This window comes from Halorubrum rutilum, from assembly GCF_024494565.1.
The window spans coordinates 1-24,493 of the sequence record NZ_JANHDN010000001.1 but is presented as its reverse complement, the minus strand read 5'-3'; the positions used below and the strand labels follow the sequence as shown (position 1 = coordinate 24,493).

Genomic DNA, 24,493 nt, shown 5'->3' with positions numbered 1-24,493 from the left:
ATTCGACCGCGGTCGACTAAACCGTGTGGGGGCGGGTATGGGAGGGGCTTATGAGGGGCGCGGGCGTCGCTGCCGGTGACATGGAGTTCGAGACCACCTTCGGCACGGACGCCCCGGTGATCGGCATGGTACACCTCCCGCCCCTCCCGGGCGCGCCGAAGGCGCCGGCCGACGGCGCCCGCGCGATGCGGGAGGCGCTCGACCGCGCCGCGGCCGACGCCCGCGCCCTCGACCGCGGCGGCGTCGACGGGATCGTGGTCGAGAACTTCGGCGACGCCCCCTTCTACCCCGACGACGCGCCGAAACACGTCGTCGCGGCCGTCACGCGCGCCGCGACCGCGGTCGCCGCCGAGACCGACCTCCCGCTCGGGGTCAACGTCCTCCGGAACGACGCCGAGGCGGCCCTCTCCGTCGCGGCCGCGGTCGGCGCCGACTACGTCCGCGTGAACGTCCACACCGGCGCCCGCGTCACGGACCAGGGGGTCGTGGAGGGGCGGGCCCACGAGACGCTCCGGCTCCGGGAGGCGCTCGGCGTCGACGTCGGGATATTCGCCGACACCGACGTGAAACACTCCGCGCCGCTCGCGGCCGAGGGGTACACCGCGGAATCGTTCGCCGACACCGCCGAGCGGGGCCTCGCCGACGCCGTGATCGCCTCCGGGCGGGGGACCGGCGAGGCGACGGACCCGGAGGCGCTGGAGGCGGTCGTCGCCGAGCGCGACGCGCACGGGCTCGACACGCCGGTCCTCGTCGGGAGCGGGGTCAGCGCGGAGACGGTCGGCGACGCCCTGTCGGTCGCCGACGGCGTCGTCGTCGGGACGGCGCTGAAGGAGGGCGGCGAGACCACCGCCCCGGTCGACCCGGACCGGGTCGCCGAACTCGTCGCGCGGGCGGACGAGGCGCGGTGAGTCCGGCGCCGGTCCGGGCTACTCCCGCTCGGCGAGGAACCGCTCGACCGCCTCGCGGGTCGGGAGCCCGCCCTGCGCGAACCGCTCGGTACAGTTGATCGCGGCGACCGCGGCCGCGAAGCGGACGCCGTCGGCGAGGTCGTCGCCCTCGATACCCGTCGGGGATCCGCTCCCCGCGACCCACCGGTCGATCAGCCCCGCGACGAACGCGTCGCCGGCGCCCGTCGCGTCGACCACGTCGACGTCGAAGGCGTCGAACCGCCGCGAGTCGCCGGCGGCGACGACCGTCATCCCGTCGGCGCCGTGGGTGAGGACGGCGCGCGGCCGGCCGTCGGCCGCGGGGGTGGCGCTTCGGGTCCCGCCGGCCGCGCCGTCTCGCGCCCGCTGTGCGGCCGCGATCCGGTCGACCGCGGCCGCCTCGCTTCCGAAGTAGGCCGCGGCGGCGACATCGCCGGCGACGAACAGGTCGGCCCGGTGGAGGAGGCGGTGAACCGTCCCGGGCTCGGTACCGCGCCCGACCAGCTCCTCGACCGGCCCGGAGAGGTCGAAGACGAGCGCGGGCGGGTCCGCGGTCGACTCGACGACCGACAGGACGCCCCGCGAGACCGCGTCGGGCGTGTAGCCGGTGAGGAAGGCGACGTCGGCCGCGGCGATCGCCTCGCGGTCGCCGGGAGCGAGCCGGAGCCCGCGGAAGCTCTCGCCGGTCGTGACGATCGCGCGCTCGCCGTCGGGCGCGCTGAGGACGAGCGAGCGGGTGGTCGGGTCGTCGCCGACCGCCACGCGCGAGGCGTCCACGCCCGTCTCGGCGAGGTAGCCGCGGGCGCGACGGCCGTACTCGTCGTCGCCGACGCGGCTGACGAGGCCAACGTCGCGGCCGAGGCGATCGAGCCCGACGGCGACGTTCGCGCCCACGCCGCCGAACGCGGTCGTTACCTCGCTCGCGAACGCGCCGCCGTCCGGCTCGGGGAGGTTGCTGACGGCGTACCACTCGTCGATCGCCGCGGCGCCGACCGCGACGATCGAGGGCGTCCCGCTCATGACGCCCGCAGAATTCGACCCCGCACGCTACGACTCCCCGGCGGACCCGTCCCCGTTCTCGTCCCCGTCCCCGTAGAACGACTCGTGGACCGCCATCGCGGCCTCGGTCGCGATCGGCCCCTCGACCGTCGTCTCGCCGTCGGCCCGGCGGATCACCTCTTCGCAGGGAACGGCGACGACGTCGCCGGTGAGCTCGTCGAGCGTCTCGCCCGCGACGCCGAAGACGACGCGGCCGAGCCCGGCGTAGTGGATCCCCGTCGCGCACATCGGACAGGGCTCCGTGCTGGCGTACATCGTGCAGCGCGCCCGTTCGTCGGCGTCGAGCTCGCGGCCGGCCCGCCGCGCGAGCGCCAGCTCCGGGTGCGCCGCGAGGTCGTCCTCGGTCCTGGTCTCGTTGCGCGCCTCGGCGACGACCTCGCCGTCGACGACGAGGAGCGCGCCGAACGGGGTGTTCCCGCGCTCCACCGCCTCCTCGGCGAGCTCGATCGTCCGGTCGACGAGCTCGCGGTCGCGGTCGGTGACGGCGGCGTCATCGTCGTCGTCGGAATCGGCGGCGTCATCGTCGACGTCGGGAGCGGCGGCGTCGCTCTCGGCGGTCCCGTCTCGCTCGTTCGGATCGGTCATACGGGAGTGTTCGGCCCGGGACACCTAACGTTTCGTGAGACGGGCGGCGTCGGCCCGGTCAGGACGCGTCTCGATCGGCGCCGTCGGGGTCACCCGGGTCGCCGTCGGAATCGGAGTCAGCGGCCTCGTCGGGGTCGACGTCCCCGTGAGAGTCGGCGTCCCCGTCGGCCGGCGCGGCCTCCTGCGACCGTCGCACGTCGCGGAGCGCGTCGACCGCGTCGTCCGTCGCCGCGGTCCGGGTCTCGGTCGCAGCGCTCGGGTCGAGCCCGGTCGCCTCGTCGCCGCCGGCGCTCTCGCCGTCCTCGGCGGTCGCCGCTCCCTCGGAATCGGTCGACGACGCCGCGCTCTCGTCGTCGCCGGCCGTCCCCGCGATCCAGGCGCGCAGTCTCGACAGCAGTCCCATGGGTCGTCAGTAGTTCCTGAACAGCAGCGCGCGCACGTCGTCCTTGGTGCGCGCCGTCTCGACGTCGCCGTCGGGCAGTTCGACCTCGTACCGCGCGTCGCCGTCCCCCTCGCTCCACTTGTCGTCGTGGGTGTCGAGGAGGCTCATCATCGCGTCGAGCTGGTCGGATCCCCCGCCGTCGTCGCTCTCGGTCGCCGTCTCGTCGGTCTCCCCGTCGCCATCGTCCGTCTCGTCGCCGCCGTCGAGTTCGACGCCGGCCCACGCGAAGGGGTCGGCCGACAGCGACTCGGCGGCGTCGAGCGTCGCCTCGACCAGCTCCGCTTTCGTCATGTCGCTGCGACCGGTCACGTCGAGCGCGGCCGCGACCTCGTACACGTCCGGCTCCTCGGCGGCGTCCGGATCGGCGTGGCGCCGCGGGCGGGATTCGAGCCGCTCCCGGGCGTGCTCGCGGTCGAACGGCGGGGCGCTCTCGTCCGCGGTCCGGCCGTCGGTCGGCGCCCCTTCGGTCGCCTCGTCGCCGCCGAGCGCGGTCGCGTCCGCGGCGCGCTCCGGGTCGTCGACGGCGTCGGCCAGGTCGAGGAGGTACGCGAGCGCGTCCTCGGTGTCGACGGAGGCGTACGGGCCGGCGTGGGCCGCCGCCAGCTCCTCGCGGAGCGACTTGATACGGTCGCGGTGGTCGTCGGTGATGTCGATGGTCGGCATGGTCAGTCGCGTTCCTCTTGGAAGCGCGCGAAGGCGTCCTCCCAGCTCTCGACGAGCCGCGGCTCGCCCGAGTGGTCGGCCTCGACGCCGGCGTAGCCGCAGTCGTCGCAGGCGACCGCCGTCGCCCCGCCGAGCGCGAACGTCGACAGGGTCGTTCCGCAGCGAGGGCAGTTGAGTGACACGGGCTATCGGTTGAGTCGTGGACCCGTGCCCTCAAAAGCGCACGGGGTGACGGGGTCGAAACGGGGGGGTCGAAACGGGGAGTCGGGGTCCCCCGATCGAGTGCGCGGCCCCCCGGCGCCGGCGCTCGCGCAGCCGGCACCGCGGGGTAACAATCATTAGAGTCGGCGGCGACCGTCCGGTATGAGCGAGTCGAACACGGAGAACCGCCTCTTGGGGTACTACCGGCGCTACGTCGGCGACCCCGACCGGACGATCGACGTGTACGCGGGCTTCGGGCTCTTCTTCGCCGGGATTGGGCTCGGACTGATCGGCGTCGCCGTCTTCTTTTACAGCGCGACGCTCCCGCCGGAGGCGCTGTCGACGTACGCCGTCCGGGAGGTCGCCGCCGTCGCCGCCGCGGTCGGACTGCCGGTCCTCCTGCTCGGCGTCGTCGTGCTGCTCCCCGTGGACCGGCGGATGCTGTACCTCGCCGGCGTCGGGGCCGCGATCACCCTCGTCGCCGTCGGGCTGTTCACGTGGGCGTACCCGTACAACTGGAACGTCCCCACCGCGACCGACTACAGCGCGCAGGTGGTCGCGGTGTACACCCTCGGGCTCGTCGCCGTCATCGCCGCGACCGGCGGCGCCCTGGTCGCCCACCGCGTCGAGCGCGCGACGAGCGCGGCCGCGGGCGCCGCCGGCGGACGCGCGGCGGACGCCGCGGGAGGCACCGGCGGCGACGCCGGCGCGGGCGACGACGGCGAAACGGTCACCGAGGCCGACGTGCGGGCCGACATCGAGCGCGAGCTGGAGGACGCGGAGCTGACGTGGGGCGGCGTCGAGCGCAGCGAGACGCGCCGGCTGGAGCTGGACACGAGCGCGGTCGACGACGTCGACGTCGACCGCGAGAAGCTCGCCGGCTCGGCCACCGAGACCCGGACGACTTCCGGCACTGTCAACGACGCGGTCTCGGAGCTGAAGGGGCTCCAGGGCGGCGAGAAGAAGACCGCGAGCGGCGAGGGGACCGACGACCAGGCCGCGAAGCTCCGGGAGCTCCGGGAGCAGCAGCGGCGAGAGGCCGAGGCCGACGACGAGGACGAGTCGGTCGTCGAGAAGATCAAGGGGCTGTTCGGCTGAACGGATCGGCTATCCGTCGTTGCGGTCGATGGCTCCGTGAACACCGCCAAAGCCCCAGCCGCTCGGCTGTACGCCATCAACGGCTCTGCGACGAACACCTCCAAAGCCCCGGCCGCGAGGACTCGGTGCGCTCGCTGCGGTCCTCGTCACTCGTTTCACTCGTTCCTGCGGTCCTTACGTCGCGCGCCGTCATCCTCGCGGCCGCCCCTTTGAGTCCCACCCGACCGCACCGCACAGCGCCTCACGCCTCCCCAGCCTCGTCGGACCGGCGCAGCGGCGCCGGTCCGACTCCCTCGCGGTCACCTCGCGGCCGCCGGTGGCGGCCGCTCGGAGGCGCGCCACCGCGCTCTGTTTTAAATACTCGTCAGACGCCTCTCGCGCATTTAAGTATCTCCCGTCGCCTACTCGGGGTGTGTCCAGCGTCACCGTCAGCATCGACCCCCACGTCCACTCGGACGAGAGCTACGACGGCCACGAGCCCGTGGAGCTCATCTTGGAACACGCCGCGGAGATCGGCCTCGACGCGGTCGTGATCACCGACCACGACGTGATCGGCGAGTCGAAGCGGGCGGCCGAGCTGGCCCCGGAGTACGGGCTGATCGGGATCCCCGGGGTCGAGGTGTCGACCGCGCACGGCCACCTGCTGGCGGTCGGCGTCGAGCGCATGCCCCCGCGCCGGCGCCCCTACGACGAGACGATCGCGTGGATCCACGAGCGCGGCGGGGTCGCGATCGTCCCGCACCCCTTCCAGCGCTCGCGGCACGGCGTCCGCCAGCGGAACATCCCGGTTCCGGAGGTCGACGAGGAGGGGGTTCCGGTCGCCGACGGCGACGCGGTCGGTCACATCGACGAGGTCGACGCCGTCGAGGTGTTCAACGCCTGGCTGTTCACCGGCTACCGGAACCGCCGCGCGCGGCGCTTCGCCGCGAAGTACGACTACCCGGGCGTGGCCGCCAGCGACGCGCACCACCTGGAGTACGTGGGGCGGGCGTTCACCGACGTGGAGATCGAGGGCCGGGAGTCGGTCGCCGACGTCACCGCCGCCGACGTCCTCGACGCGATCCGGGCGGGGACGACCACGGTCGACGGGCGCCGCGCGCCGATCCGGATGGCCGCGAAGCACTACGTCGCCGCGGCGGGGCGAAAGTCCGGCTACTACGCCCGGACCGGCGCGGTCCGGAGCGCGACCGCGGCTCGACGGGGGGTCGCGGAGACGCTCTCGACCGCGCGCGTCGCGGCGATCCAGGGGACCCACCGCGCGGCGCGTGTCCTCTCGTGGATCACCTGAGGCGGCCGCGCCCCGGTCGCCGGTCGATCCCGATCCCCCGGAGAGCGGGGTTTTTGCACGCGGGCCCGAAACGGACGCCCATGAGCCACGACAGACGCGAGGCCGGCTTCAAGCGGCGGACCCGCGTCGCCGACGCGCTGGCGACGCTGCTCGACGCCGCCGAGCCCCACGGCCGGACCGAGTCGGTCCCGGTCGCCGGCGCCGACGGTCGGGTCGTCGCCGAGCCGATCGACGCGCCGGCGCCGGTCCCGAGCTACGACCGGGCGGCGATGGACGGGTACGCGGTCCGCGCCGAGGACACCTTCGGCGCCTCCGACCGCTCGCCGGCGGTCCTCCGCGCGGCCGGCACCGAGGCGGAGTCGATCGCGCCCGGCGAGGCCGCGCGGGTCCACACGGGGAGCGCGGTCCCGGAGGGCGCCGACGCCGTCGTGATGATCGAACAGGTGGAGGAAGTCGGGGACGAGGTGGAGGCGTTCGACGCCGTCGCGACCGGCGAGAACGTCGGTGAGGCCGGCGAGGACGTCGCCGACGGCCAGCGCCTCTTCGACGCGGGCCACGTCCTGCGCCCGTCCGACCTCGGCCTCCTGAAGTCGGTCGGGCTCGACGCGGTCCCGGTCTACGAGCCGCCGACCGTCGCCGTGATCCCGACCGGCGAGGAGCTGGTCCAGTCCGACCCCGACCCCGGCGAGGTGATCGAGACGAACGGCCTGACCGTCTCGCGGCTGGTCGAGCGGTGGGGCGGCGAGGCGCGATACCGCGACGTCGTCACCGACGACGAGGACGCGCTCGCGGCGGCGGTGGAGGCCGACCTCGACGCCGACGTGGTCGTCACCACCGGCGGGTCGTCGGTGGGAGAGCGCGACCTGATCCCGGAGGTCGTCGACGGGCTCGGCGAGGTGCTCGTCCACGGCGTCGCCCTGAAGCCGGGCCACCCGGTCTGTCTCGGCGTCGCCGACGGCACGCCGGTCGTCTCGCTCCCCGGCTACCCGGTCGCCTGCATCGTCAACGCCGCGCAGTTCCTCCGGCCGCTCCAGAAGGAGGTGGGCGGGACGACCGCCGACCCCTTCCCGACGCGGCGCGCGGTCCTCGATCGAAAGGTACCGAGCGAACCCGGGACGCGGACCTTCGCGCGGGTATCGCTGTCGGAGCAAGAGAGCGACGGCGAGAAGGACGGCGACGACGCCGACCTCCCCGCCGCGACCCCGACCCGCGCGAGCGGCTCCGGCATCCTGTCGAGCGTCGCGCTCGCGGACGGCTGGGTCGTCGTGCCCGAGCCGCGGGAGGGGCTCGACGCGGGCGACGCCGTCGACGTGGAGCTCTGGGAGGTGACGCCGTGAGCGACCGCAAGGAGTTCCGGGACCTCGCGACGCCGGAGGCGGCCCGCGAGGCGATCGACTCGCTCGACCTCGCGCCGGAGCCGGAGACGGTCCCGCTGGCGGAGGCCCGCGGGCGCGTCCTCGCGGAGCGGGTCGACGCCGCGATCGACGTGCCCGGCTTCGACCGGGCGTCGATGGACGGGTACGCGGTCCGCGCCCGAGACACCTTCGGCGCCGACGAGGCCGACCCCGCCGAGCTCGACCTCGTGGGGGCGGTCCACGCCGGCGCCGCGCCCGAGGTGACGGTCTCGCCGGGCACCTGCGCCGAGGTCTCCACGGGCGCCGTGATGCCCGAGGGCGCCGACGCCGTGGTGATGGTCGAGCGGACCGACGAGCTGGGCGCGGACGGAGAGGCGGAGACGGGAGCGGGGGAGGGAGCGAAAGGCGACCCCGGCCGGATCGCGGTCCGGACCGCCGTCGCCCCGGGCGACCACGTGATGAGCGCCGGCGCGGACATCGCCGCGGGCGCCCGTGCGCTCGGTCCGGGAACGCGCCTGACGCCGCGCGAGATCGGACTGCTCTCCGCGCTCGGCGTGGACGAGGTCCCGGTCGAGGGGAAACCGCGCGTCGGGATCGTCTCGACCGGCGACGAGCTGGTGCGGCCGGGCGAGGCGCTCGACCCCTCGCGCGGCGAGATCTACGACGTGAACTCGACGACGATCGCGGCCGGGGTCGAGGAGGCGGGCGGCGAGCCGGTCCTCTACCCGCACGCCGGCGACGACTACGCGGAGATGGAACGGCTGCTCCGGCGCGCGGCCGACGAGTGCGACCTCGTCCTCTCCTCGGGGTCGACCTCGGCGAGCGCCGTCGACGTCATCTACCGCGTGATCGAGGAGCGCGGCGAGCTGCTGCTCCACGGCGTCGCGGTCAAGCCCGGCAAGCCGATGCTGGTCGGTCGGCTCGACCGCGGCGGGAGCGACGCGGCGCCCGAGAGCGACCGAGTCGGCGAGTCGGCGTACGTCGGGCTCCCCGGCTACCCCGTCTCCGCGCTCACGATCTTCCGGACGTTCGTCGCGCCCGCGATCCGCGAGGCGGCCGGCCTGCCCGAGCCCGCGACGGCGACGGTCGAGGGGCGGATGGGCGTCGGCGAGCGCTACGGCGAGGGGCGCATGCGGCTGATGCCCGTCGGACTGCTCGACCTGGACGACGGCGACCGCCCGCTCGTCCACCCGGTCGACAAGGGCTCCGGGGCGACGACGAGCCTCGTCGAGGCCGACGGCGTCGTCGCCGTCGACCCGGACACGGAGTACCTCGATCGGGGCGAGACCGTCTCGGTCCGGCTGTTCTCGCCGGACGTGCGCCCGCCGAGCCTGCTCGGCGTCGGGGAGGACGACCCGGCCCTCAACCGCCTGCTCGACCGGTTGGAGAACCCGCGGTACCTGCCGGTCGGCTCCCGCGAGGGGCTCCGGCGACTGCGCGACGGCGTCCCGGACGTCGCGGTCGTCGCGGGGCCGACCGACCGCGAGGTCGAGACGGTCGACCTCGGCGGGTGGACGCGCGAGTGGGGGCTCGTCGTCCCCGCGGGCAACCCGGCCGACGTGACGGGGCTCGGGGACGTCGTTGACCGCGACCTGCGGTTCGTCAACCGCCCGACCGACTCCGGGCTCCGACGGAGCCTCGACGACGCGCTCGACGCGCTCGCCGACGAGCGGTCGACCTCGCGGGGAGAGCTGACGGAGGGGATCGCGGGCTACGACCTGACGGTGCGGGCGTTCGAGAGCCCGGCGCGGAGGGTGATCGCCGGCGCCGCCGACGTCGGGCTCGGGCTACGCGAGACGGCGGCGCGGCTCGACTGCGGCTTCGTGTCGCTCGGCGAGCAGTCGGTGACGGTCCGCGCGGCGCCCGACCGGACCGAGCGCGACGCGGTGACCGCGCTCGCGGCCGCGCTCGACGACCCCGCCGACCTCCTCGACGGCCTCGCGGGCTACTCGCGGAACAGCCGAAACGACCCCTGACCGACGACGACCTCGGCGGTCTCGCCGTCGGCGGCGCCGGTGACGGTCATGTCGCTGACGCCGATCGAGCCGCCGGACCTGACGACCGTCGCCTCGGCGGTGAGGTCGCCCGTCGCCGGACGGAGGTAGTTCGCGTTGAGGTTCACCGTCGCGACGCCGCCCGAGAGCGGGTCCTCGAAGGCAGTGCGCTGGGCGACCCCGCCGGCGGTGTCGATCAGGGTCGCGGCCACGCCGCCGTGGATGGTGCCGCCGTCGCTGTTCGTCAGCTTGTCGTCGAACGGGATCGAGAGGACGACGCGCCCGCGCTCGACGAGGTCGACCGAGGTGTTCAGCCACGAGAGGTAGCCGTGCTCCTCCTCGATCCGCCGCTCGACGAGCGCGACGGCCTCCGCCGACAGGGGCTCCAGCGCCGCGACGTCTGTCCGGTTCATACTCCCCACTCGCGAGGGTCCCGCTTGTAGCCCCCGAAACGGGAGGCAACTGGTCGGCGGTTGGCCACGATGACGTGGGTCGGAGTCGCACCGCGGCGGGACCGTCTGACCGCTTATCACCGATGCCGACCCAGCCGCCCCGTGACCTGACGCGTCGCCCGCGGCGGCCGAGACGGGAGTCCGGCGCACCGCCGCGGAGAGTCGTTAGCGCCGGCTGTTCGCTATCGCCACTCGCTACCGACGGGGAGGCATCATCCCACCCCGAGCCGGATCGGGTCGTCGCTCGGGACCACGTCGAGCGACACCGCCTCGCCGACCGCGAGCTCGCGGTCCGGACAGACGACCTTCGCGCCGTACCCCGCGTCCCGCGCCGCGAACAGCGACAGCCCCACCACGCGCTCGCCGTTCGCGAGCACGTCGACCGGGTCCCACGCGAGCCCGCGGCCCGCCGCGACGCCGACGCGGGTGCCCCACAGCGCCGCCGCCGTCCCCTCGTCGAGCCGGCCGAAACGGTCGGCCCGTCCGACTCTCCCGCCACCGTCGCCGTCGGGGACCGCGCCCCCGCCGAACGCGCCCCCGCCGGCGTAGTGGGCCAGCCCGCCGTCGAGCGGGATCCCCTCGTCGCTCGCGAGCGCCGCGAACGACCCGCCCGGGTCGGGGTGGACCGGCGCGTCGAGGAGCGCGTGCGTCGGCCCGCGCTCGGCCACGACGCCCTCCCCGTCCCAGGCGATCGGCTTGACGTCGACATCGACCTCGACCGGGAGCGACCCGCTCGCCCGGAGCGCGTTCGCGCCGGGCGCCCGGAACCCGAGGTGGACGTGGTCGTCGACCCACCGCCCGAAGAACCCGGAGCGCGTCGTCGGTCCGAGGTCGTCGCCGACGGCGAGGCGGTCGCCGGGAGACACCTCGGGGACCACGTGGAGGACCCGCGCGACGGTTCCGGGTTCGGCGCCGGCCCGCCGGCACCACTCGTCGTCGAGGTCGACGACGATCAGGTGGTCCTCGCTCGCGGCGTACGACCGGTCCGGACAGCCGACGGTCCGCGTCTCGCGGACGATCCCGGAGACGGGCGAGAGCCCCCGATCCGCTTCGGGGTACAGGTCGACGGCGCAGCCGTCGTCGTGTGCCGGGTACGGCGAGTTGAACCGGGAGAACCGCCGGTAGCCGTCGATGGCGTCCGGCGGGAGCGTGACGGGCATCGTCGTTCGCACGGCGGGGCCCGACCGACAAGTGGTCGTCGGCGGCGGCAGTCGGCCGCGGTCGGGGGCGACCCTCCCCGCGGTCGCTCACTCGTCGGCGGGCTCGATGCCGACGATCAGGAAGCGGGCGCCGCCCGACTCGGACTCCTCGACCGAGAGCTCCCAGCCGTGCGCCTCCGCGATGTCGGCGACGATCGCGAGCCCGAGTCCCGTCCCGCCGGCGAGCGAAACGCCCCGCTCCGTCACCTGCGAGCGCTGTTCCGGCGGGACGCCCGGACCGTCGTCGGCGACGGCGAGCGCGACGCCGTCCGCGCGGCGCTCGATGTCGACCCGCACCGCGACGTCGTCGCCGGCGTGTTCGATCGCGTTGCGGAACAGGTTCGAGAGCAGCTGTTCGAGTCGGTCGCCGTCGGCGAGGACCGTCGCGTTCGGGCCCTCGACCGACAGCGTCGCGTCCGCGGTTTCGAGCCGCGACCAGACCCGACGCACGGTCGCGTCGAGGGACACCCGGTCCGCCGAGTCGACGGAGTGTCCGGCGGTCGCCAGCGAGAGGAGCCCCTCGATCAGGTCGTCCATGCGCTCGTGGGCGTCCGCCGCCCGGTCGAGCGCGTCGCCGCCGTCGCCGTGACGCGCCAGCTCGACCGCCGCGGTCGCCGCGGCGAGCGGGTTCCGGAGGTCGTGAGAGACGACGCCGGCGAAGTCCTCCAGTCGCTCGTTCTGCCGCTCCAGCTCCGCCTCGCGGCGCTCCAGCTCCGTCTGCCGACGCTCCCGCTCCGTCACGTCGCGGAGCAGGAACACGTGGCCGCGGTCCGTCTCGCGGGGGTCCGTGATCGGGTCCTCCTGGATGTCGAACTGTCGCCCGTCGATGGCGATCGGGTGTTCGGCGCCGACGTCGAGCCGCGGGAACACCGCCGAGAGCGACGAGCCGACCGCGTCCGGCGGGAGCAGCTCCTCGGCGGCCGGGTTGAGGTCGCGGATCCGACCGTCGGAGCCGGCCACGATCACCGGGTCCTGCATCACCTCGACCGCGGTGTCGCGGGCGACGACCGCGGCGTCGAGCGTCCCGAGCCAGAACACCGTCCCGTAGAGGGAGACGCCGTGGACGACGAGCGCGGGCGGAAACCACGCGAGGTCCGCGTAGCTGCCTAGGTCGACGACGGTGGCGATCCCCCCGAGGAACGGGAACAGCGTCCCCAGCAGGATCACGAGTGTCTGGAGCCGGTAGCGGTTCCCGGTCCGCCGGTACAGGTCCGCGACGACGAGGACGCCGACGACGCAGAGGGCGTACGCGTACAGGACGAACGCGACGTCCGCGAGGCCCAGGTCGAAGGAGAGCAGCGTGAACGGGCCCTCGACGACCGCGCCGAGCGACCGCCGGGAGAGGCCGTGGGTGGCGCTCGACCACGCGAGCAGCACCCAGACGAACGGCGGGGTCGCCAGCGAGACGATCCGGCGTTCCGTCCGCCACTGGTCGTGACCGGCGAACGCGAGCGTGAACGCCGTCCAGACCCCGGGGACCGCGGCGACCAACGGCGTCGCGAGGTTGAGCGCGACGGACATGACCAGTTCGCTCGGACTCGCCACCCTGACGGCGTACAACAGCGATATTCCGCCGCCACACAGCAGGTAGAGCGCCACCTCGGTGCCGCCCGGTTGGTCGCGCTCCCGCCACGCGACGCGGCCGAGCCACAGGCCGACGATCCCGGCAAGCAGGCAGGCCGCGAGGTATGCTCGCACCGGCAGCGCGCCGAGGTCGCTCATCGATACGTGACCCAGTCAGAGGCCCGGCAAAACGTTTGTGTCATACGCCCCGGCGACGCGAGGACGAGGGCGACACCGGGAGCGGGCCTCGCTGCCGGCCGAAATCGGCTTGCCGCCGGCCGTCCTACGAACGGTATGCGCGTGCTCAGAGGGACCGCCGGCGACCCCGACGCGGACCGGGAGCGCACGGCGGCGCTGCTCGCGGGCGCCGCCGCGGGGACGCCCGGACTCCGCGTGTGGACGCCGATGCGGCAGGTCGCCTTCGGTCGCCGGGACGCCCGCGCGGAGGGGTTCGACCGGGCCGAACGGGTCGCGGCCGATCGCGGGTTCCGAGCGGTCGAGCGCGACGTCGGCGGCCGGGCCGTCGCGTACGCCGGGGAGACGCTCGCGTTCGCCCACGCGGTCCCCCTGGACGGCGGGACGGCGGCGAGCGATGCGGCCGGAGGCGGGGTGGCGGCGGACGAGGCGGCGGCGGACGACGCGCGCGGATCGATATCCGGGCGGTACGACCGCGCCGTCGAGACGGTCGTCGGCGCGCTTCGGGGGCTCGGCGCCGATGTCGTCGCCGGCGAGCCGCCGGCCGCGTTCTGTCCGGGCGATCACTCCGTGCGCGTCGCCGGCGGCGGGAAGGTGTCGGGGATCGCGCAGCGCGTCCGCGCCGACGCGGCGCTGGTCGCCGGCTGCGTCGTCGTCGCGCCGGGGGACGCGAGCGAGATCGCCGCGGTCAGCGACGCCGTCTACGACGCGCTCGGCGTGCCGTTCGATCCGGAAACGGTCGGGAGCGTCGCGGCGGCCGGCGGGCCGGACGACCCGGAACGCGTCGCACGGGCGCTGGAAGACGCGTTCGTCGGGGGACCGTGGGGCGACGGGTCGCGGCGCGTCGAGCGGATCGGCGCCGGGCGGTGAGTCCGTCTCCGCGCCGAGTCCGCGCGTCGAGCGGCCTCGGAGGGCGATCGGGGCCGAATCGCGGTTTCGACGTGCTTTTTATTCGCGGGGGTCTCGGTTCGCCCATGGCCGAATTCAAAGTCGTCATCGCCGACCCCGAGAGCGGCGAGACGTTCCAGCGAGAGGTCGACGGACAGGACGCCAACCGGTTCCTCGGTCGCGAGATCGGCGACGAGATCGGCGGCGACGCCGTCGGGCTCTCCGGGCACACGATCGAGATCACCGGCGGCTCCGACGAGACCGGGCGCCCGATGCGCGAGGACGTCTCGGGCACGCGCCTGAAGGAGCTCCTGTTAGAGGGCGGCGTCGGCTTCGAGCCGTCCCGCGAGGGCGAGCGCAAGCGCATCACCGTCCGCGGCCGCGAGGTCGACGACGACGTCGCGCAGATCAACGTCTCGGTGATCGAGGGCGACGACGTCGCCGCCGCGCTCGGCGAGGACGACGGCGACGCCGACGAGGAGTAACGCTCGTTCTCGATGCCCCGCGTTCCCTCCGACGACGAGGGCGTCGCTTCGGTCCGCGTCTCGCTCGCTCGGAGCGGCGGTACTCGCCGCCCCTGCGTGCGAATTCCGGACGACGACGAGCTCTCCGGGCGCGTCGAGTCCGGGAGCTGCGAGTCGCTGGAGGTGGCCGCCGGCGACGTGGTCCGGGTCGTGATCGACCGCGAGGAGCGGCACGCGCCGGTGACCGCCGACAGCGCCGGACGGCTGATCCGGGGCGCGTTCGACAACCGGCGGCTCGCGCGGGAGACCGGCGAGGGGGAGAACCGCCTGGTCGCGTGGCTCGACGCGAACGGCCGCGAGCCGGGCGATAGCGTCGTCCTCGACGTCGTCGTGCCGGGGGAGCTGTACGGGCTTCGGATCCCCGGCGAGCGCGTCGTGTACGAGGCGACGCGCGGCCCGCCGTCGTCGCTGTCGGACATCGCGCGCGACCTCGACGGCTGAGACCGGCGCGGGGAGACGGGGTCTCGCCCGCCTCCCGCGTCCGCGGGCCCGGGTCGGATCGCTTATTCTCGCTCGGACCCGACCCCGAGGCATGAGAGAGGTCGACGCGGATCTGACGGCGCTCGACCGCGGGATCATCAACGCCTTCCAGGGCGGGTTCCCGGTGACCGAGCGGCCCTTCAAGCCGGCCGCGGCGGCGCTGCGCGAGCGCGGCGTCGACGTGACCGGGCCGGAGCTGTGCGAGCGCGTCCGCGAGCTCGACGCGGAGGGAATCTTATCGCGGTTCGGCGCGCTCGTCAACGCCGAGGAGATCGGCGGGGCGGCGTCGCTCGTCGCGATGCACGCGCCCGGGGACCGCTACGACGAGATCGCGGAGACGGTCAACGAGTTCACCGCGGTCGCGCACAACTACGAGCGCGAGCACCCGCACCTCAACATGTGGTTCGTGGTCAGCGTCGCCGACCACCCGGACCCGGACAAGGACGGGAGCGACCGCGTCGAGGAGGTGCTCGCCGACATCGAGGCCGCGACGGGCCAGGAGACGTACAACCTCCCGAAGCTCCGGGAGTTCCACGTCGGCGCGACGTTCCTCGTCGACGGCCCGGTCTCCGACGGCGACGTCGACCTGTCCGACCTCGGGCCCGCCGTGGAACCCAGCGACCGCGGGACGCTCACCCCCGACGAGCGCGACCTCGTCGTCGAGATTCAGGGCGGCCTCCCGATCACGGAGACGCCCTACGCCGACGTCGCGGCCGCGATCGACGCCGACGTCGACTGGGTGCTCGAAACGGTGAAGCGCTTCGAGCGGGAGGGGAAGGTGCGCCGCGTCGGCGTCATCCCGAACCACTACGCGCTCGGGTACACGGAGAACGGGATGACCGTCTGGGACGTGCCGGAGGACGCCCTCGACGAGGTCGGACCGGCCGTCGCCGCGCTCGACTTCGTCACCCACTGCTACGAGCGCCCCCGACACGCCGGCGTCTGGGAGTACAACTTCTTCGCGATGACGCACGGGCGGACGGAGGCCGAGAGCGAGCGCCGCATCGCGGAGGTGAAGGAGCTGATGGACGAGCACTGGGACGTCGGCGCCGACGACTGGGACACGCTGTTCTCGACCCGGATCCTGAAGAAGACGGGGATCCGCATCGCCGACCGCGCCGACAGCAACACGGCGTGACCGTCCCGATAGCGGTCCCGAGGTGGCGGTCGTGATCCCCCTCTACCACGACTTCGCCGGGGAGTCGGTGCTCGTGTTCGGCGGCGGCGCCGTGGGGGCGCGGAAGGCGGCGCGGTTCGCCGACGAGGCCCGCGTCGTCGTCGCGAGCCCCGCGTTCGACGACCGGCTGGCCGAGCTCGCGAGGGAGGGCGGCCGGAGCGGGGCGGAGGGCCCGACCGTCGAGCTGGTCCGCGCCGCGCCGGACCCCGAGGCGGTCGGAGAGTGGATCGATCGCCTCGGACCGGCCCTCGTGGTCGCCGCCACCGACGACGCCGCCGTCAACGCCGCGGCCGAGGCCGCCGCGCTCGACGCCGGCCTGCTCGTCAACCGGACGGACGCGTCGGCCGCGGACCGGTCGGGCTCGCGCGACGTCGGGAGCGTCGTCGTGCCCGCCACGGTGGAAGACGACCCGGTGCGGGTCGCGCTCTCGACGGGGGGTGCGAGCCCGGCGCTCGCGAAGGCGCTCAGGGAGCGCGTCGAGGCCGAGATCGACGGGGCGGGGGCGATGGCGGAGCTCTCGGGCGAGCTCCGCGCGGAGCTCAGAGAGCGGGGGATCGACCCCCAGACGCGGCGGGAGGCGATCCGTCGCGTCGTGCGATCCGAGGGGGTTTGGAAGGGTTTACAAAAGGGGAGATCCAACGGTCGCCAAGAGGCGTATTCCGTGATCGAGGAGGTACTCAAGGGATGAAGGAGACGGGAGCCATCGCCGGCGCGAGCGTCGCCCACTCCCGCGCGACGGTCGACGAGATCGAGTCGGCCGGCGGCGACGGCGTCCGCGCGACCGTCTCGGACCTGCTCGCGCGCGACGGCGTCGAGGAGGCGTTCGCCCTCCAGACGTGCAACCGCTCGGAGGCGTTCGTCGTCACCGACCGGACCGTCGACGGGACCGACGCGCTGGCGTCGTTCGCCCCCGAGGTCCGCGGCGGCGCGGTCCGCCGCCTCGACCACGAGGAGAGCCTGGAGCACCTGATGCGCGTCGCCTCCGGGCTTGAGTCGCTCGTGCTCGGCGAGGACCAGATCATCGGCCAGCTGCGGGAGGCGTACGAGGAGTCGAAGTCCGCGGGCGGCATCGGCCCCGTCCTCAAGGACGCGGTGACGAAGGCGCTTCACGTCGGGGAGCGCGCGCGCAACGAGACCTCGATCAACGAGGGCGTCGTCTCGCTCGGCTCGGCCGCGGTCCGGCTGGCCGCCACCGAGATCGACCTCACCGGCGGGTCGGCGGTCGTCGTCGGCGCCGGCGAGATGGGGACGCTCGCGGCCCGGACGCTCGACGACACCGCGGTCTCCGAGATCGTCGTCGCGAACCGGACGGTGCCGAACGCGGAGTTCGTCGCGAGCGAGATCGACACGCCCGCCGAGGCCGTGCCCCTCGCCGACCTCCCGGCGATTGTCCCGGACGCCGACCTCGTGATCTCGGCGACGGGGAGCTCGGAGCCGGTGATCGAGCCGCGCCACGTCGCCGACGCGGGGCGGCTCGTCTGCGTCGACATCGCGCAGCCCCGCGACGTCGACCCGGCCGTCGCCGACCGCGAGGGGCTCTCGCTGTACGACATCGACGCGTTGGAGGACGTGACCCGGCGGACCCGAGAGAGCCGCGAGGCGGAGGCGCGCGAGGTCGAGGCGATCATCGACGAGGAGCTCGACCGCATCCTGCGGGCGTACAAGCGCAAGCGCGCCGACGACGCCATCTCCGCGATGTACGCGGGCGCCGACCGCGTCAAGGCCCGAGAGGTCGACCGCGCGCTCTCGAAGCTGGAGTCGCAGGGGGACCTGACCGAGGCGCAGCGCGAGACCGTCGAGGACATGGCGGACGCCCTGGTCGGCCAGCTGCTCGCGGCCCCCACCAGCTCGCTGCGCGACGCCGCCGGCGAGGACGACTGGGAGACGATCCGGACCGCGCTCCGGCTGTTCAACCCCGAGTTCGACGCCCCGCCGGAGACGCCGGGCGGCGAGTCGACGGGCGAGGGGAGCGCCCCCGACCTCGACGGGCCGCCGGAGTCGATCGCCGAGGAGCTCGACGACTGACCGCGGCCGCTCGCCGCCCCGGTCCGCACCGCTTTACCTTCCCCCGAGCGTATCGGCCGGTATGCAGCTCTCAGAGTACGCGGAGCGGCTCGACGACGAGCTCGACACGGCGGCGTACGCCGACGTCGACGCCAGCGCGAACGGGCTCCAGGTGGGACCGGACGACGCCGAAATCGAGCGCGTCGCGTTCGCGGTCGACGCCGCGCTCGCGACCATCGAGGCCGCCGCCGAGGCGGGGGCCGACGCCCTCGTCGTCCACCACGGGATCTCGTGGGGCGGGATCGACCGCGTCACCGGGTCGACCTACGACCGGATCGAGGCGCTGATCGAGCGCGACCTCGCCCTCTACGTCTCGCACCTCCCGCTGGACGGCCATCCCGCCCTCGGCAACGCGGCCGGCGTCGCGGACGAGATCGGACTCGGCGACACGGAGCCGTTCGGCGAGATCGGGCCGGTCACGATCGGGACGATCGGCGAGTTCGACGCGCCGCGGTCGCCCGCGTCGATCCGCGGGACGCTCGACGGGTTCGAGGGGCAGCCGGAGGGGGAGGCGTCGCCGACGCGGGTCCTCGACTTCGGCCCCGACGAGGTCGAGCGCGTCGCGGTCGTCACCGGCTCGGGCGTCGACTGGCTCGACGAGGCGGTCGAGGCCGGCGCCGACGCGCTGATCACGGGCGAGGGGAAACAGCAGGTCTACCACGACGCGCGGGAGGCCGGAATTACGGTGTTCCTCGGTGGCCACTACGCGACCGAGACGTTCGGGGTCCGATCCCTCAGGTCGCTGTCGGCGGAGTGGGGACTGGAGACGGAGTACGTGAGCCACCCGACCGGGCTCTGAGAACGGCGGCCGAGTTCCGAGGGGGCGCCGTTCCCCCGAGCGCCCCGTCGCCCCCGAACGCAACCCTTACCGCCCGCGTCCGTCCACCTCGGGTATGCGCGATCACTTCGAGATTCGGGACCACGACGCCGCCGGGCGGATCGGGCGGCTGGAGGTCCCCCGCGCCGGGGTCACGGTCGAGACGCCGGCGCTGCTGCCGGTCGTCAACCCCAACGTGCTCACGGTCGATCCGTCGCGGCTCCGCGAGGAGTTCGGCGCGGAGATGCTGATCACCAACTCCTACATCATCCGGAGCACGGACCGGATCCGGGACCGGGTGCTGGCGGAGGGGCTCCACGACTTCCTCGGGTTCGACGGCGCGATCATGACCGACTCCGGCTCCTTCCAGCTCGCCGAGTACGGCGACATCGACGTGACCACCGAGGAGATAATCGAGTTCCAGCGGCGGATCGGGAGCGACGTGGCGACGCCCGTCGACGTCCCCACCCCGCCCGACGTCGACCGCGAGCGCGCCGAGCGGGAGCTGGCGACCACGGAGCGGGCGCTCGCCGACGCCGAGGCCGCGGCGACCGGCGAGATGCTCGTCAACGCCCCCGTGCAGGGGTCGACGTTCCCGGACCTCCGGGAGGCGGCGGGCCGGCACGCGACCGAGACCGACCTCGACGTGTTCCCGGTCGGCGCGATGGTCCCGCTCCTGAACTCGTACCGCTACGCCGAGGTCGTCGAGGCGGTGCGCGCCGCGAAGCGCGGGCTCGACCCGGACGCCCCCGTCCACCTGTTCGGCGCGGGCCACCCGATGATGCTCGCGCTGGCGGTCGCCGCCGGCTGCGACCTCTTCGACTCGGCCGCCTACGCGCTGATGGCGCGCGACGGGCGCTACCTGACCGTGTCGGGGACCGAACACCTGGAGGAGATGGCGTACTTCCCCTGCTCGTGTCCGGTCTGCGCCGAGCACACGCCCGCGGAGCTCCGGGAGATGGACGGGGGCGGAGACGCCGACGCCGACGCGTCCGCCGAGCGGCTGCTGGCCGAGCACAACCTCCACGTCACCTTCGAGGAGCTCCGCCGGGTGAAGGCCGCGATCCGGTCGGGGAACCTCCTCGAACTGGTCGACCGCCGGGCCCGCGGCCACCCCGCGATGCTCGACGGCTACCGGGCGCTGCTGGACCACGCCGACGAGCTGGAGCGCACCGACCCGGTCTCGAAGGACGCGTTCTTCTACACCTCCCACGAGTCGGCCCGCCGCCCCGAGATCCGCCGGCACCGCGACCGGCTCGCCCGGCTGGAGGTCCCGGACCGCCTGCTGCTCACGGAGTCGAACGCCCCCTCCACGCACGACTACGACGCGGTGTGGCGCGTGAAGCCGCCGTTCGGCCCCTTCCCGCGGGCGCTCTCGGAGACGTACCCCCTCACCGCGGAGGTCCCGGAGCGGCTCGACGAGGCGGCGCGGGTCGCGGCGGCCGAGGGCGTCGCCGCGCTCGCCTCGGCGAACCCCGAGACCGCGATCACGCTCGGTCACGACGGGTGGCCCGAGGCGGCGCTCGACGCCGTTCCCGACCGCGTCGAGACGGAGGACCTGCGGACGCTCGGGCGGTCGGGGTAACGGGACCCGTCCGACCGCTCGACCGGAGCGTCTCGGTCTCGATCCGATCGGTGCCGGGACGACGCACCGAGCGCCGCGGCTCGTGGAAGGAGTTCGTCCCCACCGTGATTCCGCGGTTGAAACACGGGACAGGAGGTATACGCCGGACGACCGATCACCCAATATGACAGGCGACCTCTCGGAGAGCGGGTCTCCCTCCGAAGACGGACGCAGCGCCTCCTCACGATCGGGCTCTCGCTCGGACCGGGCGTACACGTGGCTCTCGCGGAACGGGCTCTACGTCGAGGCCGGGATCTCCGTCGTGGCGATTGCGATCGGAGCGATCGCGCTCCCGCTTCTGGCCTTCGGGTCGTTAGCGGCGATCGGAGGGGAAACGTCGATACTCACAGGGGGAGCCGCCATCGCCCTCGTCTGTGTCGTCCTACTGATCGGTGTGGCACTCCTCCTGCTCGTTCACGGATATCTGGAAGTGAGTCGCCGTGGCGTCCCGTTTACCGGAGACGGCAGCGCCCGTGCGCTGGCCTACGACGGAATGAGGACGTTAGAGACGGTCGCCGCGGGAGCGTTCGTCGGCGGACTCCTGGCAGTGACCGGATTCGCGTTTTCGACGGGTGAGGTCCCGACGGCGCTCTCCGTCGCGGTGGCGGCGGCCGCCGTCGTGCTACCGGTGACGCTGTTGGTACACGCGGTAGGGCGCTTCGTGTCGTTCGTTCTCGACGCGGGCTGAGCGCCGCCGCGCGGGGCGACCCCCGACGGTTCCCGGTGGCACGAGTCGCTCTGCGCGGGGCTTCCGATCGGCGACGGTGGACAGCCGGTCCGACGGTCGACCGTCGACTCGGGCGTCGTCGTCGAAGTTGCTCCGAAGGCGTACGTCGAACGTGATCGAGCATTCCGACACGAGGGGGTTTCCGCCGGATCCGTACGACGCGTGAGCGAGGTCGATCCCCTCCGCGGTACCGTTGCTCACGACGAGTCGGACACAGCGATGCCCGCCGCCATGCCGAGCAGTAGCAACCCGAATCCGGCGGCAGCGGCCGGCGGGGACGTCCGGATCAGCGCTCCCCCGGTGAACGCGCCGGCGCCGCCGACTGCGGCTCCGGCCCTCGGTGAGAGCTCGCCGTTCGATCGCGTCCATCGCCGGCGATGCGCGATAATCAGCGACGTCGCGGCCGCGAAGAGCGGCAGCAGTGAGGCCGTGACAAGCCAGTCTCCCGCAGCCCACTCCCCGACGGGAATCGTAACGGCCAGTCCGACGGCTATCGAGACGGCGTATCGGAGGGCGAGACGCATACCGCCCTCTGCAACCGCTGAGAGTAAGACGGCTTTGATACCAACGCTGTTTCGCGTCGATCGTCGACCGGTCCGAAGCGGATGTCCGAGCTCTGCGTTCGGCGGTTTCCCTCCGTCGCGTTCCGTGACCGTCGACGGAGACCGGAAGCGGGCCGGCCGCGCGACGCTATCCGTCTCCCGACCCCATCCGCTCCGAGTAGTCCCACGTGTGGAGTCGCTCCGGCTCGATCCGGATCCGGACCTCCTCGCGCTCCGGGCGGAGGAGTCGCTCCCCGGTCGGGTTGTCGACGCCGCCGAGGTACCGCTCCAGCAGGGCGCGGAGCAGCTCCTTGTCCGCGTCCGGCGACACGGTCGCGCGGCCGCGCCCCCGGACCCCCCTGTACGGCGGGTCGTTCGTCGACACCTCGAAGGAGACGTGGTCGTCGTGCGCGAGGAAGGAGACGAGGTCGGCGTCGGCGCTCGTCGCGCAGTGGACGGCGCCGTCCCACGAGAACCACAGCGAGACGATCCACGGGTCGTCCGCGGGCGTGCGGCAGCCGAGCCGGACCGGCACGCGCGCCTCTTCGAGGAACTCGTCGACGCGGTCGCGGTCCCACGGGCCGGACGGGTCCATGCGATCCCTTCGGTCGGGGCGGGCCTAACGGTTGCGGCGACCCCGTTTCGACGGCCGCGGCGCGGAACACAAGAGAATTGACCGTCCCCGCGCGAGGGGGAGTATGACCGACCACTTCGAGGTCCACGAGCGCGACGGCGCCGCCCGACTCGGGGAGCTGCGGCTCGCCGAGCCGGTGACGACGCCGGCGCTCGCGGACCCGTTCCTGGAGGACGCCGGGAGCCTCTGGGCCGGCGACCGCGGGGTGCCGGACGGCGACGACGCCTCGCTCACGGTCCTGCCGCACCGCTCGTTCCCCGCGGGGACCCGCGAGGAGGTCCGCGAGTCGTTCGCGGTCGACCACCCGGACGTCGACTACCCCGCCGCGGCCGTCGTCGACAGCGAGGGCGCCCGCGACGTCGGCGCCGACGCGTACCTGCTCTCGGACGCGTCCGGGTTCGTCGGCCACGGCGAGGCGTTCCGCGACGCGGTCGTCTCGGCGAAGGCGTCGCTGCCGGCCGACACCGCGCTGTTCCTCTCCGGCGTCGCCACGCCGCTGAACGTCGCCGTCCTCGCGTACGCGGGCGTCGACCTCGTCGACGCGACCCTCGCGCGGACGAAGGGGACGCAGGGACGATATCTCACCGCCGACGCCGAGCACTTCCTGGCGGACCTCGACGAGCTGCCGTGCGCCTGTCCCGCCTGCGCGGGGCCTCGCGACGAGTTCACGCGCGCCGACTGCGCCGAGCACAACGTCAACGCGCTCCGCGCCGAGCTCCGACGCGTGCGCGAGCGGATCCGGGCGGGGCGCCTGCGCGACTACGTCGAGGGACAGGCCCGCCACGAGGGGTGGCTCACGGCCGCGTTCCGGGAGTTCGACGACCAGTGGGGGTACCTGGAGGAGCGGACGCCCCTCATACGCGACGCCGAGGTGACCGCGGCGAGCGCGGAGACGCTGGACCGCGTCGAGATCCGGCGGTTCGCCGACCGCGTGACGAGCCGGTACCGGAACCGCTTCGCCGACCAGCCGCTCGTGTTGGTGCCCTGTTCCGCGACGAAGCCGTACAGCGACTCGCAGAGCCACGGCCAGTTCCACGACGCGATCCAGTGGCGCGGCCACACCGTCTCGATGACCTCGCCGATCGGCGTGGTGCCGCAGGAACTGGAGACGACCTATCCCGCCCAGCACTACGACGCGGTCGTCACCGGCGACTGGAGCGAGGACGAGATCGGGTTCGTCGCCGAGGTGCTCCGGCGGTACCTGCGGCGGAACGACTACTCGCGAGTGATCGCGCACGTCCCCGAGGACGGCTACCGCGAGATCTGCGAGCGCGTCGAGCGCGACCCCGCGATCGACGTCCCGTTCGAGTACACCTGCGTCGGCCACCCGACGAGCGACGAGTCGCTCGGGGAGCTGAACGCCGCCTTACAGGGCGAGCCCGCCTACAGCAAGCGCGAGCGCGAGCACAACACGGTCCGGGCGATCGCCGACTACCTCCTCGGCGACGGCGCCGGCGACGACCTGTTCGGCGGCCTCGCCGGCGGCGACGGCGAGTCCGGGAGCTACGGGGGCGACTCGGCCGTCCGCACCACCGGGCGCTACCCCAAGCTGCAGGTGTGGGGCGACGACCCGGACGCCGGGCGCGAGGGCGAGCCGGGCGAGCAGCTCGCGACGATGGTGCCGCAGTACGGCACCCTCTCGTTCACCCTCGCCGGCGCGCGCCGGTGGGTCGAGAGCGACGCCCCCACGAAGCGCGTCGAGATCGATCCGTTCGTCCCGCACGGCTCCGTGCTCGCCCCCGGCGTCGTGGACGCGGACGACGAGATCCGGGTCGGCGACGAGGTCGTCATCGAGGGGCCGGAGGCGTTCGCGGTCGGCCGCGCCGAGATGTCCGGGCCGGAGATGGTCGAGTCGACCCGCGGCGTCGCGAGCGAGGTCCGACACGTGGACGAGAAGTAGGGACGAGACACGACTGGACGGATATTTATAAGTTACTGCGGTGGCGCGCGCCTGTGAGCGCCCGAAGGGCGCGAACAGCGCGTGCGAGGGAGTCGC

General features: G+C 73.8%; 25 protein-coding genes. 15 read left to right on the top strand and 10 right to left on the bottom strand.

Annotation, left to right across the window (positions count from 1 at the left end):
• Window positions 1-80 precede the first annotated feature (80 nt).
• Window positions 81-908, top strand: a complete 828-nt coding sequence (locus tag NO900_RS00125) for a BtpA/SgcQ family protein (RefSeq protein WP_256407189.1) — start codon at window positions 81-83, stop codon at window positions 906-908.
• 18 nt (window positions 909-926) lie between these two features.
• On the opposite strand, the gene NO900_RS00120 is transcribed toward NO900_RS00125, so the two are convergent.
• From NO900_RS00120 to NO900_RS00100, 5 genes are read right to left on the bottom strand one after another with little or no spacing between them, the layout of a single operon-like run.
• On the bottom strand, window positions 927-1,946 hold the full coding sequence (locus NO900_RS00120) for a carbohydrate kinase family protein (RefSeq protein ID WP_256407188.1): 1,020 nt from the start codon (window positions 1,944-1,946) through the stop codon (window positions 927-929).
• Window positions 1,947-1,973: 27 nt separating this feature from the next.
• Complete coding sequence (locus tag NO900_RS00115) at window positions 1,974-2,570, bottom strand: nucleoside deaminase (protein ID WP_256407187.1); 597 nt, start codon at window positions 2,568-2,570, stop codon at window positions 1,974-1,976.
• Window positions 2,571-2,628: 58 nt separating this feature from the next.
• Window positions 2,629-2,973, bottom strand: coding sequence for a hypothetical protein (locus NO900_RS00110; RefSeq protein WP_256407186.1), 345 nt, complete (start codon window positions 2,971-2,973; stop codon window positions 2,629-2,631).
• Window positions 2,974-2,979: 6 nt separating this feature from the next.
• A complete protein-coding gene (locus tag NO900_RS00105) occupies window positions 2,980-3,675 on the bottom strand; it encodes a hypothetical protein (protein ID WP_256407185.1) in 696 nt (231 codons plus the stop codon).
• A 2-nt stretch (window positions 3,676-3,677) separates the two neighbouring features.
• Window positions 3,678-3,857: a zf-TFIIB domain-containing protein gene (locus NO900_RS00100; protein ID WP_256407184.1), complete on the bottom strand. Its 180-nt coding sequence runs from the start codon at window positions 3,855-3,857 to the stop codon at window positions 3,678-3,680.
• Window positions 3,858-4,038: 181 nt separating this feature from the next.
• Here NO900_RS00100 and NO900_RS00095 point away from each other — a divergent pair, with 181 nt between their 5' ends.
• The 4 genes from NO900_RS00095 to NO900_RS00080 all read left to right on the top strand — a co-directional run bounded on the left by NO900_RS00095 (window position 4,039) and on the right by NO900_RS00080 (window position 9,593).
• Window positions 4,039-4,974: a cell division protein CdpA domain-containing protein gene (locus NO900_RS00095; protein ID WP_256407183.1), complete on the top strand. Its 936-nt coding sequence runs from the start codon at window positions 4,039-4,041 to the stop codon at window positions 4,972-4,974.
• A 412-nt stretch (window positions 4,975-5,386) separates the two neighbouring features.
• Window positions 5,387-6,262, top strand: a complete 876-nt coding sequence (locus tag NO900_RS00090; protein WP_256407182.1) for a CehA/McbA family metallohydrolase — start codon at window positions 5,387-5,389, stop codon at window positions 6,260-6,262.
• Window positions 6,263-6,342: 80 nt separating this feature from the next.
• Window positions 6,343-7,599 carry a molybdopterin molybdotransferase MoeA gene (locus tag NO900_RS00085; protein WP_256407181.1) on the top strand — a complete coding sequence of 419 codons (1,257 nt, stop codon included), beginning with the start codon at window positions 6,343-6,345 and terminating at the stop codon, window positions 7,597-7,599.
• Window positions 7,596-9,593, top strand: a complete 1,998-nt coding sequence (locus NO900_RS00080; RefSeq protein WP_256407180.1) for a molybdopterin biosynthesis protein — start codon at window positions 7,596-7,598, stop codon at window positions 9,591-9,593. The genes NO900_RS00085 and NO900_RS00080 overlap by 4 nt, the downstream gene beginning before the upstream one ends.
• Here the strand turns inward: NO900_RS00080 and NO900_RS00075 are convergent.
• From NO900_RS00075 to NO900_RS00065, 3 genes are all read right to left on the bottom strand, one after another.
• The gene (locus tag NO900_RS00075; RefSeq protein WP_256407179.1) at window positions 9,563-10,024 is read right to left on the bottom strand and encodes a PaaI family thioesterase; all 462 of its coding nucleotides are present in this window, start codon (window positions 10,022-10,024) and stop codon (window positions 9,563-9,565) included. The two genes, NO900_RS00080 and NO900_RS00075, sit on opposite strands and share 31 nt — an antisense overlap.
• A gap of 251 nt (window positions 10,025-10,275) precedes the next feature.
• Window positions 10,276-11,223 carry a DUF8155 domain-containing protein gene (locus NO900_RS00070; RefSeq protein ID WP_256407178.1) on the bottom strand — a complete coding sequence of 316 codons (948 nt, stop codon included), beginning with the start codon at window positions 11,221-11,223 and terminating at the stop codon, window positions 10,276-10,278.
• A gap of 87 nt (window positions 11,224-11,310) precedes the next feature.
• Window positions 11,311-12,984, bottom strand: a complete 1,674-nt coding sequence (locus NO900_RS00065) for a sensor histidine kinase (RefSeq protein WP_256407177.1) — start codon at window positions 12,982-12,984, stop codon at window positions 11,311-11,313.
• Window positions 12,985-13,119: 135 nt separating this feature from the next.
• Here NO900_RS00065 and NO900_RS00060 point away from each other — a divergent pair, with 135 nt between their 5' ends.
• The 9 genes from NO900_RS00060 to NO900_RS00020 all read left to right on the top strand — a co-directional run bounded on the left by NO900_RS00060 (window position 13,120) and on the right by NO900_RS00020 (window position 21,282).
• Window positions 13,120-13,890, top strand: a complete 771-nt coding sequence (locus NO900_RS00060) for a lipoate--protein ligase family protein (protein WP_256407176.1) — start codon at window positions 13,120-13,122, stop codon at window positions 13,888-13,890.
• 104 nt (window positions 13,891-13,994) lie between these two features.
• Window positions 13,995-14,393: a 30S ribosomal protein S6e gene (locus NO900_RS00055; RefSeq protein ID WP_256407175.1), complete on the top strand. Its 399-nt coding sequence runs from the start codon at window positions 13,995-13,997 to the stop codon at window positions 14,391-14,393.
• Window positions 14,394-14,405: 12 nt separating this feature from the next.
• Complete coding sequence (locus NO900_RS00050; RefSeq protein ID WP_256407174.1) at window positions 14,406-14,873, top strand: DUF7112 family protein; 468 nt, start codon at window positions 14,406-14,408, stop codon at window positions 14,871-14,873.
• A 91-nt stretch (window positions 14,874-14,964) separates the two neighbouring features.
• The gene (gene ahbB, locus NO900_RS00045; RefSeq protein ID WP_256407173.1) at window positions 14,965-16,050 is read left to right on the top strand and encodes a siroheme decarboxylase subunit beta; all 1,086 of its coding nucleotides are present in this window, start codon (window positions 14,965-14,967) and stop codon (window positions 16,048-16,050) included.
• 31 nt (window positions 16,051-16,081) lie between these two features.
• A complete protein-coding gene (locus tag NO900_RS00040) occupies window positions 16,082-16,777 on the top strand; it encodes a precorrin-2 dehydrogenase/sirohydrochlorin ferrochelatase family protein (protein ID WP_256407804.1) in 696 nt (231 codons plus the stop codon).
• Entirely contained in the window at window positions 16,774-18,114 is a 1,341-nt protein-coding gene (gene hemA, locus NO900_RS00035; protein WP_256407172.1) for a glutamyl-tRNA reductase, read from the top strand. The genes NO900_RS00040 and hemA overlap by 4 nt, the downstream gene beginning before the upstream one ends.
• Before the next feature lie 61 nt (window positions 18,115-18,175).
• Window positions 18,176-18,952, top strand: a complete 777-nt coding sequence (locus NO900_RS00030; protein ID WP_256407171.1) for a Nif3-like dinuclear metal center hexameric protein — start codon at window positions 18,176-18,178, stop codon at window positions 18,950-18,952.
• A gap of 94 nt (window positions 18,953-19,046) precedes the next feature.
• On the top strand, window positions 19,047-20,555 hold the full coding sequence (gene tgtA, locus NO900_RS00025) for a tRNA guanosine(15) transglycosylase TgtA (RefSeq protein ID WP_256407170.1): 1,509 nt from the start codon (window positions 19,047-19,049) through the stop codon (window positions 20,553-20,555).
• Between the two features lie 163 nt (window positions 20,556-20,718).
• The gene (locus NO900_RS00020; RefSeq protein ID WP_256407169.1) at window positions 20,719-21,282 is read left to right on the top strand and encodes a hypothetical protein; all 564 of its coding nucleotides are present in this window, start codon (window positions 20,719-20,721) and stop codon (window positions 21,280-21,282) included.
• A gap of 236 nt (window positions 21,283-21,518) precedes the next feature.
• Here the strand turns inward: NO900_RS00020 and NO900_RS00015 are convergent, their stop codons facing one another.
• Together NO900_RS00015 and NO900_RS00010 are read right to left on the bottom strand one after the other, a co-directional pair.
• On the bottom strand, window positions 21,519-21,845 hold the full coding sequence (locus tag NO900_RS00015) for a DUF8153 family protein (protein ID WP_256407168.1): 327 nt from the start codon (window positions 21,843-21,845) through the stop codon (window positions 21,519-21,521).
• 166 nt (window positions 21,846-22,011) lie between these two features.
• On the bottom strand, window positions 22,012-22,458 hold the full coding sequence (locus NO900_RS00010; RefSeq protein WP_256407167.1) for a pyridoxamine 5'-phosphate oxidase family protein: 447 nt from the start codon (window positions 22,456-22,458) through the stop codon (window positions 22,012-22,014).
• Window positions 22,459-22,561: 103 nt separating this feature from the next.
• Here NO900_RS00010 and arcS point away from each other — a divergent pair, with 103 nt between their 5' ends.
• Window positions 22,562-24,397, top strand: coding sequence for an archaeosine synthase subunit alpha (arcS, locus tag NO900_RS00005; RefSeq protein WP_256407166.1), 1,836 nt, complete (start codon window positions 22,562-22,564; stop codon window positions 24,395-24,397).
• The last annotated feature ends 96 nt before the right edge of the window (window positions 24,398-24,493 follow it).